Raw genomic sequence first — 15,151 nt, forward strand, 5'->3', positions numbered from 1 at the left:
AGTTCCGGTTGCGCTGAGCAGCGGGTCGAGGGGAGTGTCCGCGATGCTGTCGGCCAGGCGTTCGGCCGGGTATTTCGGGTCCAGCGGACAAGAGGCAGAACCGCTCTTGAGCACCGCCAGCAGGCTGACGATCAACTGCGGGCCACGCCGGCTGGCCAAGCCTACGCGCTGGCCCGGACCCACGCCCAGCGCCAACAGGCGGTGGGCCAGACGGTTGGCGCGCTGGTTGAGCTGGGCGTAGCTCAGGCGCTCACTGCCCGCCTGTACCGCCAGCGCGTCAGGCGTAGCATGGGCCTGGGCAGCGATGCGCTCGTGCACACGCTGATGACGCGGCGCAACACCAACGGATTGGCTGAGGCTGAGTACTTGATGCTGCGCGGCGGCGTCGAGCAGTTGCAGGTTGCCCAGTGCCACACCCGCATCCGCCACCAGCTGCGTCAACAGGTGACGCAGGTTAGCGCCCAGTTGCGTGACCTGTTGCTCGCTGAAGTGGGCACGGTCGTAGCTCAATTCCAGGCGCAGACTGGCGCCCAGCTCAACGCCCAGGGTCAACGGGTAGTTGGTGCGTTCGTGGTTGTGCATCCGGCCGAAGGTCAGGCCGGCGGGCGCGCCTTGCTTCAACGCTTCGGCCACCGGGAAGTTTTCGAACACCAGCAAGGTGTCGAACAACGCACCTTGCTGACCGGCCCACGCCTGGATGTCGTAGAGCGGCACATGTTCATGGTCGCGCAAGCTCAGGTTCAGGGCTTGCAACTCACTGAGCCAGGCGCTGGCCGATTGAGCGGGCGAGGCCGCGCTGATGATCGGCGAGGTGTTGATGAACAAGCCCAGTTGCTGCTCGATCCCCGGCAAGGGCGCCGAACGCCCGGCGACGGTAGCGCCAAACGCCACGCAATCCTGACCGGTGTAGCGTTGCAGCAACAGGCTCCAGGCGCCTTGCAGCACGGTATTGAGCGTGACTTTTTGTTGGCGGGCAAACTCGCCAAGCGCTTGGGTAAAGACGTCATCCAGCGTCACTTGATGATCAGCCATGCCCACGCCGTCGACCGGCGCACGCAGTGCTTGGGCCAGCAACGTCGGCGCTTGCAGCGGCGCCATGGCCGCTTTCCAGAACGCCTCTCCCGAAGGTTGCTGTTGCAGCCAGCCCAGGTAATCGCGGAACTGCCCCAGCGGCGCCTCCAAGGCCTGGCCTGCATAGTGGGCAATCACTTCGCCGAGCAACTGCGCATGACTCCAGCCATCCATGAGGATGTGGTGGCTGGTGAAGATGAAGTGCCAAGCAGAGCCGGCGCCGCGCACCAGCATCAGACGAAACAGCGGCGCTGCGTTCAATTCAAAGCCGCGTGAGCGCTCGGCATCGGCAAGGGCATCAAGGTCGGCATTCACGTCTTCGATCACCTGCAACTGCACGTCGACCTGACGCTTGATCACCTGATGGGCACTGTCCAGGCCCAGCCAGTGGAAGCTGCTGCGCAGAATGTCATGGCGGTCCAGCGCCGCTTGCCAGGCACGGCCGAAGGTCAGCAGGTCGAGGCCTTCAATGTCCAGGCGCAGCTGGTTGATATAGGCCTGTGCCTCGGGTTCGTACAGGGTGTGGAACAGCATGCCCTGCTGCATCGGCGACAGCGGGTAGAGGTCGGCGATGTCCGGCCCGGCCACGGGCAGTGCATCCAGCTGCTGCTGGGTCAGGCGTGCCAGCGGGAAGTCCGACGGCGTCACCTGCCCAGCAGGCGTTGCGCAGCAATGCTCGATCAAGGCCTTGAGTTCCGTGGCGTAGTCATCGGCCAGGCGCTCAATGGTTGCGACGCTGAACATCTCGCGACTGAAGCCCCATTGCAGCGACAGTTCACCGCCATACACCTGCCCTTCCACCGTCAGCCAGTTGGCCAACGGTGCTTCGCAATCCTGAGCCTGACCACTGCTTTGCGCGGCTGGCACGAACAGCGCCGCTTCGTTGAATTGGCGGTCGAACTGCCCCAAATAGTTGAAGGTGATACGCGGCGCAGCCAAGCCTGCAAGAGTTTCGCGCGATTGCGGGTTGCCCAGGTAGCGCAGCAGGCCGTAGCCCAGGCCTTTATCCGGGACGGCGCGCAGTTGCTCCTTGATCGACTTGATCGCGCTCGGCAGTTCGCCATGGGCTTGCAAGCGAACGGGGAACAGGCTGGTGAACCAGCCGACCGTGCGGCTCAGGTCGATGCTGTCGAACAGGTCTTCGCGACCATGGCCCTCCAGTTGGATCAACGCAGCGGCCTGCCCGCTCCAACGGCTGATCACCCGCGTCAGCGCGGTCAGCAGCAGGTCGTTGACCTGGGTGCGATAAGCCGCTGGCGCGTCTTGCAACAGTTGGCGGGTGAGCTCGGCATCGAGGCGGGTTTCGAGCTGGGTGCCCAGGCGGTTTTGCAGGCCGCCCTGAGGGTTGTCGCACGGCAGGTCGGCGTCGCTGGACTGTGCTTGCCAAAAGGCTAATTGATCATCAAGGGTTTGCGCGTGGGCCTGCAGTTGCTGCGCCCATTGCTGGTAGCTGCTGGTCTTGGCCGGCAATGCGGCTTCTCGATAAGCCTGTTGCAGGTCCTCCAGCAGGATGCGCCAGGACACGCCGTCGACCACCAAGTGATGGACCACCAGCAGCAGGCGCTGGGTGCCATCGGCCATCTGCACTAACGCTGCACGCAACAATGGGCCTTGCTGCAGGTCCAGGCTGCGCTGGGCTTCATCGCACAATGCGGCCAATTGCGTGTCGTCGGTTGCCAGGGTCTGCCACAGCCCAGGCTCGGCGACAGTCGCGGCATGGGCTTGCTGCCAGGTGTCGCCCTGCTGCACAAAACGCAGGCGCAACACGTCGTGGTGGTTGATCAGTTGCGTCAGCGCCGCTTCCAGGCGTGCAGGCTCCAGCGCCTCACGCGGCGTCAGCAGCAGCGACTGGTTCCAATGCTGACGTGCCGGGATTGCCTGGGCGAAAAAGCTTTGCTGCACGGGCGTCAGGATCACGTCACCGGTCACTGGGCCTTGATCGACAACGGCCGCCTGTTCAAACGCGGCCACCAGCGCCAGGCTGCGCACGCTTTGGTACTGGAACAGGTCGCGCGGGCTGAGGCGAATGCCTGCCTGGCGCGCGCGGCTGACCACCTGAATGGAAATGATCGAATCACCGCCCAGCTCGAAGAAGTTATCATCCAGACCGACTGGGTCGACGCCAAGCACGTCACTCCAGATCGCCGCCAGGGCCTTTTGCAATTCGCTGGAAGGCGCAACAAAGGCGTGTTGCGGCGCCGCATCCGGCACCGGCAATGCCTTGCGGTCGAGCTTGCCGTTGGCGGTCACTGGCAGCGTGTCCAGGTGCACCATATGGGTCGGCACCATGTATTCCGGCAGGCTGCTGAGTAGCCACGCCTTGAGGTCAGTCGGCGCTTCGCCCTCGAGCACCAGGTACGCGACCAGTTGCTTGCCGCCCTGCACCAACACCACCGCTTCTCGTACTGAAGGATGTTGCATCAGGCGCGTTTCGATTTCGCCCAGCTCGATACGCAAGCCGCGCAGCTTCACTTGATGGTCGAGACGGCCAAGGTATTCGATCACGCCATCGGCGCGCTGACACACGCGGTCGCCAGTGCGGTACAGGCGCTCGCCGTGGATAAACGGGCTGGGTACAAAACGCTCAGCCGTCAGCGCCGGGCGCCGGTGATAACTGCGCGCCAGGCCGGTGCCGCCCAGGTACAGCTCGCCGGACACTCCGGCTGGCACCGGGTTGAGTTGGGCGTCGAGCACGTAGGTGGCAAGGTTGGCGATCGGGCGGCCGATGGGCACGCTGCCCGCGGCCTCATCGACGCAGGTCCAGTGGGTCACGTCGATAGCCGCTTCGGTCGGGCCATAGAGGTTGAATAAACCCGCCGCTGGCAGCTTGGCGAACACCTGCAGTTGCGCGTCCAGTGGCAAGGCTTCACCGCTGCACACAATGCGCTTGAGGCTGGCACAGGCGTGCACGCCCGGCTCATGGATAAACGCCTGCAGCATCGACGGCACGAAGTGCAAGGTGGTGATGGCGTGGCGGCCAATGGTTTCGATCAGGCGGGCCGGTTCGCGGTGTTCGCCAGGGGCCGCGACGACCAAGCGGGCGCCGGTCATCAGCGGCCAGAAGAACTCCCACACCGACACGTCAAAACTGAACGGGGTTTTCTGCAGGACCGCATCGCTGGCGTCTAAACCATAGGCCTGTTGCATCCAGCACAAACGGTTGACCAGCGCGCGATGGCTGTTGCCGGCACCCTTGGGTTTGCCGGTGGAGCCGGAGGTGTAGATCACGTACGCCAGGTTCAACGCCTGGATGGCGACGGCGGGCGATTCGCTGCTGTAGCCGTCGAGCCAACCGGGCGCCTGATCCAGGGCGATCAGCTGGATGTTTTCAGTCGGCAGTGACGCCAGCAGGCGCTGCTGACTGAGCAGCAGCGCGATGCCGCTGTCTTCGATCATGTAGGCCAGGCGTTCCTGGGGATATTCCGGGTCCAACGGCACGTAGGCGCCGCCGGCCTTGAGGACCGCGAGCAGACCCACCACCATTTCGACCGAGCGCTCGACGCACAGGCCCACCAGCACGTCCGGGCCCACGCCCTGCTCGTGCAACGCGTGCGCCAGTTGGTTGGCGCGGGCATTGAGTTGGGCGTAGGTCAACGTGGTTGCGCCAAACACCAAGGCTGGCGCGTCCGGTGTGCGCCGCACCTGATCTTCAATCAGTTGGTGGATGCCGCGCTCGGTCGGATACGCTTCGCCGGTCTGGTTCCACGCATGGGTCATTACGTGCTGCTCATCGGCCGCCAGCATCGGCAACTCACCAATGCGCTGTTCGCCATCGGCCACCATGGCCTGTAACAGGCTGATCCAGTGCTGGGCCATGCGCGCGATAGAAGGCGCATCGAACAGGTCATTGGCATAGGTCAGCGCGGCATGCAGGGTCCCGGATTTCTCAAAGGTGTCGAGGGTCAAGTCGAATTGGGTGGTGCGGCCTTGCCACTCAACCAGTGACAGCTCCAGGCCGGAGGCGGTGCTCACCGAAGCGATGTCTGCTACCACTGGCTGGTGGTTGTACATCACTTGGAACAGCGGCGTATGGCTGAGGCTGCGCTCAACGTTCAGCGCTTCTACCAGACGCTCGAACGGCAACTCCTGATGGTCCTGGGCGCCCAGCGCGTGCGCCTTGATGCCTTGCAGCAGCTCGGCAACGCGGGTCTGCCCGGTCAGTTCGGTGCGCAGCACCTGGGTGTTGACGAAGAAGCCGATCAGCCCTTCGACTTCACTGCGGTTACGGTTGGCGATCGGCACGCCGACACGGATATCGCCCTGCCCGGTGTAACGGTGCAACAGCACGTTGAAGGCGCCCAGCAGCAGCATGAACAGGGTGACGTTGTGCTGTTGCGCACAGCTGCGCAGTTGCGCGGCCAGGCCCAAATCAATGGCGAAATTATGGCGAGTGCCTTGGTAGCTGGGCATGGCCGGGCGCGAACGATCCGTCGGCAATTCCAATACCGGATGCTCATCGCCCAGGCGCGCCTGCCAGTACTCCAGTTGACGCGCCTGTTCGCCCGCTTCCAGCCAGCGGCGCTGCCACAGTGCGTAGTCGCTGTACTGGATCGGCAGCGCCGGCAGTTGCGGCGCCTCGTTGCGCTCATGGGCGTCGTAGCAGCGGATGAACTCGTCGATCAGCACGTTCATCGACCAGCCGTCGGAGACGATGTGGTGCAGGGTCAGCAGCAGCACGTGCTCCTGCGCGTCGAGCTTGAGCAACTGCACGCGCAGCAGCGGGCCGCGCTCGAGGTCGAACGGCAGCAGCGATTGACGCGTCGCCGCTTGGTTGACGGCACGCTCACGCTCAGCCGGTGCCAAGGCACTGAAGTCCAGGTGCTCGACGGCCAGCGACGGTTCTAGCGCAACTTGCTCCAGACGCTCATCGGCCTGGCGCTGGAACACTGTGCGCAAGGTTTCATGCCGCGCCACCAGGCTGGCGAAGGCTTGCTCCAGCGCACGCAGGCTGAGCACCCCCTTGAGCCGCACGGCGCCGGGCAGGTTGTAGGCGCCGCTGGCCGGGTCCAATTGCCACAGAAACCACATGCGCTGCTGGGCGTAGGACAACGCTTGGCGATCCTGCGCCTCAACCCCTGCCGGAATCGGAAACCGGGAAAAATCCACGCCTTCTTTCTGCAGGGCCTGCAGGAACACGTGGCGTTTTTCCAGGGGCAACCCGATAAACCGGCGAGCAAGTTTCAAGGAGTCTTCAGCATTCATTTCTTGGAGTCCGGAGCAATAGGCAGGAAGCACAAAGGCACGTCGTCCCTATAAAACGAACCGGGCGGGGAAAAATTAACGGGGGATGAAAGGCTTGGAGCGAGCCGTCATCAAGGGTTACATCAATGTCAGGAAAGACACACCAAGACGAGCTAGCATTGACGAACACCACATTTTGCAACTACATTTAGTTACACGCAGGGAACGCCGTGTCCAAAAATGAAAAGCTGCTCGCCAAACTGCTCAACGAGCACATGGCCTTTACCTGGCCTGAGCTCGTAACGCTGCTGCATCGCCTTGGCTACACACCGATTGAAGGGGCTGGAAGCCGGGTCAAATTCGACATCGGCGACCCCAGTGCAATGATCACCTTGCACAAGCCTCACCCCGGCAACGAACTGAAGCACTACATTCGGCGCCAGATCATCGAACAATTGAAATCAGGAGAACTGATTCAGTGAACAACCAACTGAAACACAACGGCTACATCGGCTCTATCGAAGCCAGCCTCGAAGACAACTGCCTGTTTGGCAAAGTGCTGTTTATCAAGGCGCTGGTCAGCTATGAGGGCAAAACTGTCGCAGAGCTGGATGTGGCCTTTCGAGAGGCCGTGGAAGACTATCTCGCTACATGCAACACCCTCGGGCAAACACCGGAAAAGCCCTGCAAGGGTTCATTCAACGTACGTGTCGGCCATGACCTGCATTTGGCGGCGGCCCTGGCCGCGACCCGTAAGAAAGTGACACTCAACGACCTGACTCGCCAGGCCCTGAGTGAATTTTTGCACCATCACTGCGCAGATCCGTGCCCGACGCCAGGTTGATCCAGAGCCTGCACACTTGAACCTGGCAATCGCACTTGCTCCCAGACCAGGCACGGGTCTCGATCCAGGCCGCGCAAGAATTCAAGCTGGAATGGCTAGGGCATGACGTACGGCTACACTGTCGCCGAACCCTTCGGCGCAGTTACCCACTGACGATCGACGGGAACAGTGTTAATTAGCTGGGCGCAGGTTATTCATTTCTTTGAGTCATCCAATTCCAAATTGGACTAACTGAGGGCGTTGCGCTTTGCAGCACAGCGTCTAGATTGAAAACAAAGTTGCCTCTCGTTTTAACCCTAATCCTTGGTCCGCAGTAACGTCCAATGGCATAGACACCTCGGAGTCTTGCTGTGTTCGAACACTTCGGCACCCTCGATGCACCTGCCCGCCTGCGCGCCTTGCCCCCCACAGCACTGGGGCCACTCGACGACGAAATACGTGCGTTTATCCTACGCACTGTCGGCGCCACCGGAGGCCATCTTTCGGCCAACGTGGCCACCTTTGAACTGACTATCGCTCTGCACTGCGTGTTCGACACTCCCGATGATCGAATCATCTGGGACGTCGGACATCAGGCCTACGCCCCTAAGATCCTCACCGAGCGCCGCGAAAAAATGCGCAGCATTCGTCAGTGCGGTCGTATTTCGGGTTTCCCACGTCGTTGTAAATCGAGCGATGACTGTTTTGATGGGTTGGTGCCCGTCGAGGAAGGCTGCGTCATGGCCGGCGCAGAGTCGGCGTGCCTGGAATGCCTGGCCCGTCAGAACCTGCGCGCTGCCCTGCTGCAACTGGGCCTGGACGCCCCAGACATAAGCCGCTCCATACAGCAGTTCACCGATGATCAACCGTTGGGGCGCCCACTGCCGAACGGTACATCAACCCATCAGGCGAGTGCATAAACATGAACATCATCCTGGCCCAACCACGGGGTTTCTGTGCCGGCGTCGTGCGTGCCATCGACACGGTCGAGCAGGCCTTGGGACAATTCGGTGCACCGGTCTACGTGCGCCATGAAATCGTGCACAACCGCCACGTGGTCGAGGCATTGCGCGACCAAGGCGCTGTTTTTGTCGAAGAACTGGAACACGTACCGCTCGGTGCCGTGACTATTTTCAGTGCCCATGGAGTGGCGCGTGACGTGGAACACCAGGCATCACGACGTCAACTTGAGGTCATCGACGCGACCTGCCCGCTGGTGACCAAGGTACATAACCATGCCCGCCAATACGCGGCGAAAGGTTACCAACTGATCCTGATCGGCGAGCCCGGGCACCCGGAAGTTATCGGCATCCTCGGCCAGGTAGACGCGCCGATCACGTTGATCCAAACCCTCGAACAGGTCCGCGCGCTGACGTTCCCTGCGACCACCTCGCTGGCGTACCTCACCCAGACCACACTGAGTGTGGATGACACACGTACGGTGGTCGAAGCGTTGACACGGCGCTATCCCTCCATTGTTGGACCCGCCGCCCGTGACATTTGCTACGCGGTGCAAAATCGACAGCAAGCCGTGCGTGAACTTTGTACCCAAGTGGATGTGCTGCTGGTGGTGGGCAGCGCCAATAGCGCGAACGCTACCACCTTGTGCACGCTGGCTAACGCCAGCGGTACGCCCAGCTACCTGGTAGCCGACGGCAGTGAAGTGGATACCCGCTGGTTTACGCCGCAAATGAATGTGGGCATCAGCGCAGGCGCTTCGACTCCTGAGACCTCGGTGCAGGACGTTATCGCGGCCCTGGAACGGACTGGCCCGGTACATATTCAGACCCTGGAGGGTCGTGCAGAACGCGTGCAGTTTCGTCCGCCCACGGGCTTGATTGCCCGGCAATAGGCCAGTGAATGCCTACAGGAACAAGCACCACCATGGCCCACGTGGTTACCCACCCACCGTTCAACACCGGTGGAAGGATCACGACATCGACCCACAACACAGGGAAAGGCAATGATAAATAAACACGAACACCTGGCGGCCCAGCTCGTCATACCACCGCTGGAATGCCCCTTGCCGGTACGGGTAGACGAAGCGCTGGGGAATCACGTCAATGACCTGTTGCTAGATTGGGTCAGCCAAGTGGGCATTTTCGAAGGCCAGCTGGAACAGGTGCACGCTTCGAATTTCGGGCGTTTTGCGATGCTGTGCCACCCCGATACCGACACACCTGAACGCCTCCTGCTTTCAGCGAAATGCATCGCTGCCTTATTTGCGGTGGACGATCACTATTGTGACGATGAGCGAAGCGGCTCCAACCCCAGACTACTGGGCCCGCGTTTGTCCCTGGCACTGGCTGCTCTCGACAAGGCACACCTGACTGCGCCGCACGACCTCGCGTTGACACAGGCATTGAATCGCGATCCTGTACTGCGTGGCTTACAAGGCTATATGAGCCATTTGGCTCGCTACAGCTCTGAATCTCAGATGGCTCGGGTCCGTCTGGAGACCATTGCCATGTTCGTGACCATGAACGCAGAAGCCGCATGGCGCATAGAGCACAGCTTACCGAGTGTCTGGGAGTACCTGGCCCACCGACAAGTCAACAGCTTCTTACCCTGCATGGCGCTGATTGATGTGGTCGGCGGCTACGAACTTGAGGCTGATGCGTATTTCTCTGCGCAGGTACGCGAAGTCGTGACCCTCGCCGCCAGCGCAACCATCATTGCCAATGACGTGTACTCCGCGCCCAAAGAAAGCATGCCTGAAATAGGTGATTTCAATCTGCCGTTGCTGCTCGCACACGAACACGGCTGCTCGTTACAGCAAGGCATGTGGCTGGCAGCTGAGACTCACAATGAAATCGTGCGCCGGTATGCAGATAAGGAACACCAACTGCTGGAACACGCCTCACCGCAGCTCGAACGCTTCCTTGGCGGAGTAAAAGCCTGGCTGGCGGGCAACAATGAATGGCATCAACACAGTGGTCGATACCAAGTGTAAAACTCAGCCCAACCTTCGATAGCCCAGCACCGCCGAGCCCAACACCACCGCCCCCGCCGCCTGCGCCACCCAGAATCCGCTGGTGGCGCCAAAGTGGTCGATCATCCAACCCGAGCTGGCTGCGCCAATAGCCACGCCGATGCTCAGGCCGGTGATCAGCCAAGTCATGCCTTCGGTCAGGCGGCTGGGAGGGACGATTTGCTCCACCAACGCCATGGACACGATCAGCGTCGGCGCAAAGAACAGCCCGGAGATGAAGATCGCCACGGCCAGCCCAGGGATATTGGTGACCAGCAGCAACGGTAAAGTGGTCAACGCTGTGGCCACGCCGCAGAACAGAAACTGTCGGGGCAACGGCGCCTTGAGCTTGAGCATGCCAAAGGCCAACCCCGCCAGGCACGAGCCGATGGCATACACCGAGAGCACGATGCTCGCCGCCGCCGGTTGGCCTTGATGCTGGGCAAACGCGACGCTGACCACATCCACCACGCCGACGATCACGCCCATGGCCAGCAGCAGGATCATCAGGATCAGCACCGAAGGTGAGGCGATCAACCAGCGGCCGTGAGGGTCCTGGTGATCATGCACCGGCGGCTCAGTCGCGCGTTGCAGCACAAAGGTGGTCACGCCCACCGCCAGCAGCAGTACTGCCAGCAAGGGCCCGGCTTCCGGGAACAGCACGACACTCAGGCCGACCGAGATCGGTGGGCCGATGATGAAACACACCTCGTCCAGCACCGATTCAAGGGCAAACGCGGTCTGCAACTTCGGCTGGCCTCGGTACAACTCGGTCCAGCGCGCCCGCACCATGGCCGACATATTGGGCATGCAACCGGCCAAAGCGGCAAACACAAACAATGCCCAGCTCGGCGCCTGAAGCCGGGTGCATAAGAGCAACAGCAACAACGCCCCGCCGCCGATCAGTGCCGCCAGCGGCAGCACCCTGCCCTGGCCATAACGGTCCACCCACCGCGAAACCTGCGGCGCGCAAAACGCCGTGGCCAAGGCAAACACCGCCGCCACCGCGCCTGCCAGGCCATAGCCGCCATGCACTTGCGACAGCATGGTGATCAGGCCGATACCGGCCATCGATATCGGCATGCGCGCAAGCATGCCGGCCAGTACGAAAGCTCTGCTGCCAGGGGCCTGGAACAACTCGGCGTAGGGGTTTGCCATCCTGCTCAACCTCATCCTCAACGCCTTGAGTCTTGCTATCTGCAATCATCACGGCAACATACATACGGTGCGTATGTGGCAAATCATGCGTAACATACGCAGCGTATGTCAATCACTGAACAACCATCGCGAGCCTTACCCATGACCCGAGCCCGTGCCGAAATGATCGAAGACACCCGCGCCCGACTGATCGCCAGCGCCCGCCAGGCTTTTGCCACACAGGGCTACGCCAACACGTCGATGGACGACTTTACCGCACGCGCCGGCCTGACCCGTGGGGCTTTGTACCATCACTTTGGTGACAAGAAAGGCCTGTTGGCTGCGGTGGTCGCCCAACTCGACAGCGAAATGGACACACGCTTGCAGCACATCACCGAGCAAGCCCAAGACCCTTGGGACGGTTTCTGTGAGCGTTGCCGAACGTATTTGCGCATGGCCCAGGACGACGAAATCCAACGCATTGTGTTGCAGGATGCGCCGGCCGTGCTCGGCGATACCGGCTCGCAACAGCACTGCGTGGCGTCATTGCGCCAGCTGCTTGAGGGCTTGATGCAGGCCGGTGCCATCGAGCAAGGCCCCAGCATCGCGCTGGCGCAGTTGATCAATGGAAGCCTGGTCAACACCGCGCTGTGGATCGCCCGCGATGAACACCCAGGCGATCGCTTGGCGGAAGGTTTGCAGGGCCTGGAGCTGCTGCTGCGCGGCTTGAAGCAATAAGCCGCGCTACACCAGTCGCTTGATCTGCTTATGCCGCCACACCAGCCGGTAATAGGCGGTCTGCAATGCCAGCATCGCAAGGTAGGTCACCGGGAACGCCATCCACACGCCTTGCAAGCCGAAGTGTGCATTGAGCAAGTACGCCATCGGCAGCTCAACACACAGCACGCAGAAAACAGAGATGGCGACCGGCATCAGCACCACGCCGCTGGCGCGCATGATCCCGCCGACCACCGCCTGGAAGCCGAATACCAGGATGCTCCACAACATAATGTGCAGCAGGTGTTCGGCATTGAGCCGCGCCGCGTCGTCGGTGATGAACAGCCCCAGCAACCAGTGCGACAGCAGGTAACCGAGCACGATCAAGCCGCCGGTGAGGCAGGTGTTGATCAGCAAGCCCGTGCGCAGGATCGGCCCGATGCGCTCCAGGCGCCCGGCGCCAATCGCCTGGGCGCCGAGGATCGACGCAGTGATCGCAATCGACAGCGCCGGGAACTGCACATAATTGACGATCTGCGTCACCGCGCCATACGCCGCCGTGGCCTGGGAGCCATGGCTGTTGACCAAGGCGAGGATGACCAACTCCGACAACGACAGCACCACCATCTGCAAGCCCGTCGGCAGGCCGATACGCAGCACTTTGCCGAGGATTGCCCGATCCAGGCGCAAGGCGGCGAGCAGCTCACGGTCCGGCGCCATCACATGGTTTTTATGACGCAGGCGCAGGATCAGAAACAGCATCGCCGAGGCGTTGCCGACCAAGCCTGCGTACACCGCACTCTGGATGCCCATGGGCGGCAGGCCGATCCAGCCGCGAATCAGCGCCGGGGTCAGCAACAGGCCGACCAGGGTCGAGACCATCAACGCCAGCAGCGGCGAAACCGTGTCACTGACGCCACGCAGCAACTGGGTGTAGAGGATGAAAACCAGCAGCAGCGGCATGATCAGCATCATCATCTGGGCATAGCCCACGGCATCGTCGAGTACATCTATCGGTGTACCCAACGCCTGCAGCGCCGGGCGCGCGAACAAGCCGCCGAGCACGGCCGCGATCAACCCCACCAACGCGCCCAAGGCCAACGTCGCACCGGTGATCGCCTTGACCAGTCCGGTTTCCTGGGCGCCCCAGGCCTGGCCGATCAGCACCGAAGCGCCCGCCCCCAGGCCGATCACCAAGGCAATAAAGAAAAACACGATCGGGAACATCCCCGACACCGCCGCCAGCGCCTGGGTGCCGAGCATTTGCCCGACGTAGATGCCGTTGAGGGTGCCGGAAAAGCTTTGCAGAAAATTGGACAGCACCATCGGTGCCAGAAAGATCAGGTAGGCCTGCCACAACGGCCGTTGTTGGGTGACGTGCATGGTGGTTCGAGTCCCGCAATTATTGTTAGACGGGGAAAGCATTGCGCGACAGCCAAGCCAGGTACGTCTGCACGTCGATGGGCCAATGCGCGATCGTAGTGGCAAAGGCCGCCGCCTCTTCAGCGAACAACGCTCGCGAGGCGTCTTCAAAACCGGGCAGGTCGCCACCGATAGCGCTCATGAAACGATAGCTGGCTTCTTTGGCTTGGCGGCTCTGATCACGTGCTGCATGGGCATTGCGCGCTTCATCCACCAACCGGCGCAAGGCCGCTGAGGCCCCGCCGCGTTGTTGGCCCAGCCATTCCCAGTGGCGGGGCAGCAAGGTGACTTCGCGCGCCACCACGCCAAGCTTTGGGCGGCCGACAGATGACGTGACGGGCGGCTCGTCATCGCTCACGACCGACGCGGGCGGCTCAGGCGCATAGCCGGTGGGCCACGGGAAATCGACTTGGGTGCCGGTCGCGTCATCGAACACCAGAAAGCTGCCAGCGGTCAGGTCAAGGCCCGCCAGCGCGGCAGCGACTGCGCAATAGTCCCCCGCCGCCACGCGTTGGTGACGAACAAAGGCAGTGCACAGTGGAGCGTTTTGCTTAGGCATGAACTATTACCCGGATGTTATTTGTTTTACCCGCGTCATATTAGTTGTAATTTTGCGACATGCAAGCCGAGTGTCTTGAAACGTCCAATTGTTCACCCCGCAGCGTCGCCTGCATCCCTAGAACAGTGGGGTCGTGCAGCAGACACGCAGCAATGGCCGGCTCCAGCTCCACCCGCAGCCCGCGCACCTAAACATCGTGCTGGCGACAGCCCTGAGCAAAGCGTTGGCGATGCCGTCGGTGTCCAAGGAAGTGCGCATCTCAATGACCGAGTTGGACGCAATCCAACGGCATTTGCGCATGTGCATCAGCACCCTGGAGATTCTCGGTAATACCCGGCCCGACCCACGCGACGAACAGGCGATGGCGCGCATGCAGTTGACGCTAAAGGCCGAGCATCGACAGATTCGGGTGCAGTGGGTGGGAATGGCACGGGCGTTAAAATCGGGGTTTACGGAACGACTGGACCGACCTGCCGCGCAGGTATCGGATGACGCCGGGTTGGAGGCACCGGTGCAGAATGCGTTGGATGGGTATCGGTTGTTGACGTTGCAGTTGGCGGGGAATGTGGATGCGATGCGGCAGCGGTTGGCGAAGACGGCGAGTCATTGGAAGATTTGAATGGGTGATAAAAAGGGACAGCCTACGGTTGAGTAGGACTGTCCCGACTGCACACTACTTATATTGACTTCGAGCAGTACCGTTACCTAAGGTTTATTACCTAGCGTGATCTAGACCACGTAAAAGGATTGGACCTTACAGTGGGATCAACTTGATGCTCGACAGCATAATAGGTAATCCATTGATCAATAGCAGGTGGGCCCACCCATTGTTGCCAAGACGTAACACCTGCTGGAATTGTAAAAATGTGGCCGCCCTCAGGGAGTTGACCGACTCTTAATGCGCGCGCGAATGGGAGAGCATCACACGTTCCGTAAAATATCACCCCAATCCCTTGGGCATTAGGGTAGCGTCCTCCGTTAGCTAAACTGGCACCCGTTGAAGCCACCAGCACCTTTGAAATAACTGGTGGGCGAAGCATAGTACCCACGGTATAAAATGTTGATGGAGACGCCGTAGCGGTTGCTATGTTTGTGCTGCCAGCCTGACCTACATAAAGCTTTACTTCGACGCTAGTATTATTTGGCAATCCCTTTATCCAATCGCGCGATACCGGCTTGTCCATTAAACCTCTCGTTACTTCCCATTCGCTGATCAGATAGCCATCCAATACCTTCAGCTCCCTCGCACCGCTAAAAATTGTAAGCCACA

10 protein-coding genes and 2 pseudogenes are annotated in these 15,151 nt (G+C 61.2%); 7 read left to right on the forward strand and 5 right to left on the reverse strand.

From position 1 onward, the window contains the following. Nucleotides 1-6,273 (reverse strand): non-ribosomal peptide synthetase (locus E0F99_RS24490; protein WP_130908971.1); only part of this gene is annotated, 6,273 nt, incomplete at its 3' end. A 209-nt stretch (nucleotides 6,274-6,482) separates the two neighbouring features. On the opposite strand from E0F99_RS24490, the gene E0F99_RS24495 reads away from it, so the two are divergent. From E0F99_RS24495 to E0F99_RS24515, 5 genes are all read left to right on the forward strand, one after another. Continuing rightward, nucleotides 6,483-6,734, forward strand: coding sequence for a type II toxin-antitoxin system HicA family toxin (locus tag E0F99_RS24495; RefSeq protein WP_083358715.1), 252 nt, complete (start codon nucleotides 6,483-6,485; stop codon nucleotides 6,732-6,734). Beyond that, a complete protein-coding gene (locus E0F99_RS24500) occupies nucleotides 6,731-7,096 on the forward strand; it encodes a type II toxin-antitoxin system HicB family antitoxin (RefSeq protein WP_083358716.1) in 366 nt (121 codons plus the stop codon). The genes E0F99_RS24495 and E0F99_RS24500 overlap by 4 nt, the downstream gene beginning before the upstream one ends. 350 nt (nucleotides 7,097-7,446) lie before the next feature. Next, nucleotides 7,447-7,995 (forward strand): 1-deoxy-D-xylulose-5-phosphate synthase N-terminal domain-containing protein, encoded by a 549-nt coding sequence (locus E0F99_RS30910; protein ID WP_083358717.1) that lies wholly within the window; start codon nucleotides 7,447-7,449, stop codon nucleotides 7,993-7,995. Between the two features lie 2 nt (nucleotides 7,996-7,997). Beyond that, on the forward strand, nucleotides 7,998-8,927 hold the full coding sequence (gene ispH / locus E0F99_RS24510; protein ID WP_083358718.1) for a 4-hydroxy-3-methylbut-2-enyl diphosphate reductase: 930 nt from the start codon (nucleotides 7,998-8,000) through the stop codon (nucleotides 8,925-8,927). A gap of 69 nt (nucleotides 8,928-8,996) precedes the next feature. Continuing rightward, nucleotides 8,997-10,028 carry a family 2 encapsulin nanocompartment cargo protein terpene cyclase gene (locus tag E0F99_RS24515; RefSeq protein ID WP_269457866.1) on the forward strand — a complete coding sequence of 344 codons (1,032 nt, stop codon included), beginning with the start codon at nucleotides 8,997-8,999 and terminating at the stop codon, nucleotides 10,026-10,028. A gap of 3 nt (nucleotides 10,029-10,031) precedes the next feature. Here the strand turns inward: E0F99_RS24515 and E0F99_RS24520 are convergent, their stop codons facing one another. Next, complete coding sequence (locus tag E0F99_RS24520; RefSeq protein WP_083358720.1) at nucleotides 10,032-11,204, reverse strand: MFS transporter; 1,173 nt, start codon at nucleotides 11,202-11,204, stop codon at nucleotides 10,032-10,034. A 141-nt stretch (nucleotides 11,205-11,345) separates the two neighbouring features. Here E0F99_RS24520 and E0F99_RS24525 point away from each other — a divergent pair, with 141 nt between their 5' ends. After that, nucleotides 11,346-11,921, forward strand: coding sequence for a TetR/AcrR family transcriptional regulator (locus E0F99_RS24525; protein WP_083358721.1), 576 nt, complete (start codon nucleotides 11,346-11,348; stop codon nucleotides 11,919-11,921). A 6-nt stretch (nucleotides 11,922-11,927) separates the two neighbouring features. Here E0F99_RS24525 and E0F99_RS24530 read toward each other — a convergent pair whose 3' ends face one another. Together E0F99_RS24530 and E0F99_RS24535 are read right to left on the reverse strand one after the other, a co-directional pair. Next, nucleotides 11,928-13,283 carry an MATE family efflux transporter gene (locus tag E0F99_RS24530; protein ID WP_083358722.1) on the reverse strand — a complete coding sequence of 452 codons (1,356 nt, stop codon included), beginning with the start codon at nucleotides 13,281-13,283 and terminating at the stop codon, nucleotides 11,928-11,930. Nucleotides 13,284-13,308: 25 nt separating this feature from the next. Then, a complete protein-coding gene (locus tag E0F99_RS24535; RefSeq protein ID WP_083358723.1) occupies nucleotides 13,309-13,881 on the reverse strand; it encodes a DUF2239 family protein in 573 nt (190 codons plus the stop codon). A gap of 226 nt (nucleotides 13,882-14,107) precedes the next feature. Here E0F99_RS24535 and E0F99_RS24540 point away from each other — a divergent pair. Continuing rightward, nucleotides 14,108-14,500 (forward strand): annotated as a pseudogene (locus tag E0F99_RS24540) (FUSC family protein); the annotation flags it as partial. A gap of 100 nt (nucleotides 14,501-14,600) precedes the next feature. On the opposite strand, the pseudogene E0F99_RS30315 reads toward E0F99_RS24540, so the two are convergent. Then, nucleotides 14,601-15,151: pseudogene (locus E0F99_RS30315) on the reverse strand (hypothetical protein); the annotation flags it as partial.

Origin of the sequence: Pseudomonas antarctica (assembly GCF_900624995.1) — a bacterium.
In the GTDB taxonomy this organism is placed as follows: domain Bacteria; phylum Pseudomonadota; class Gammaproteobacteria; order Pseudomonadales; family Pseudomonadaceae; genus Aquipseudomonas; species Aquipseudomonas antarctica.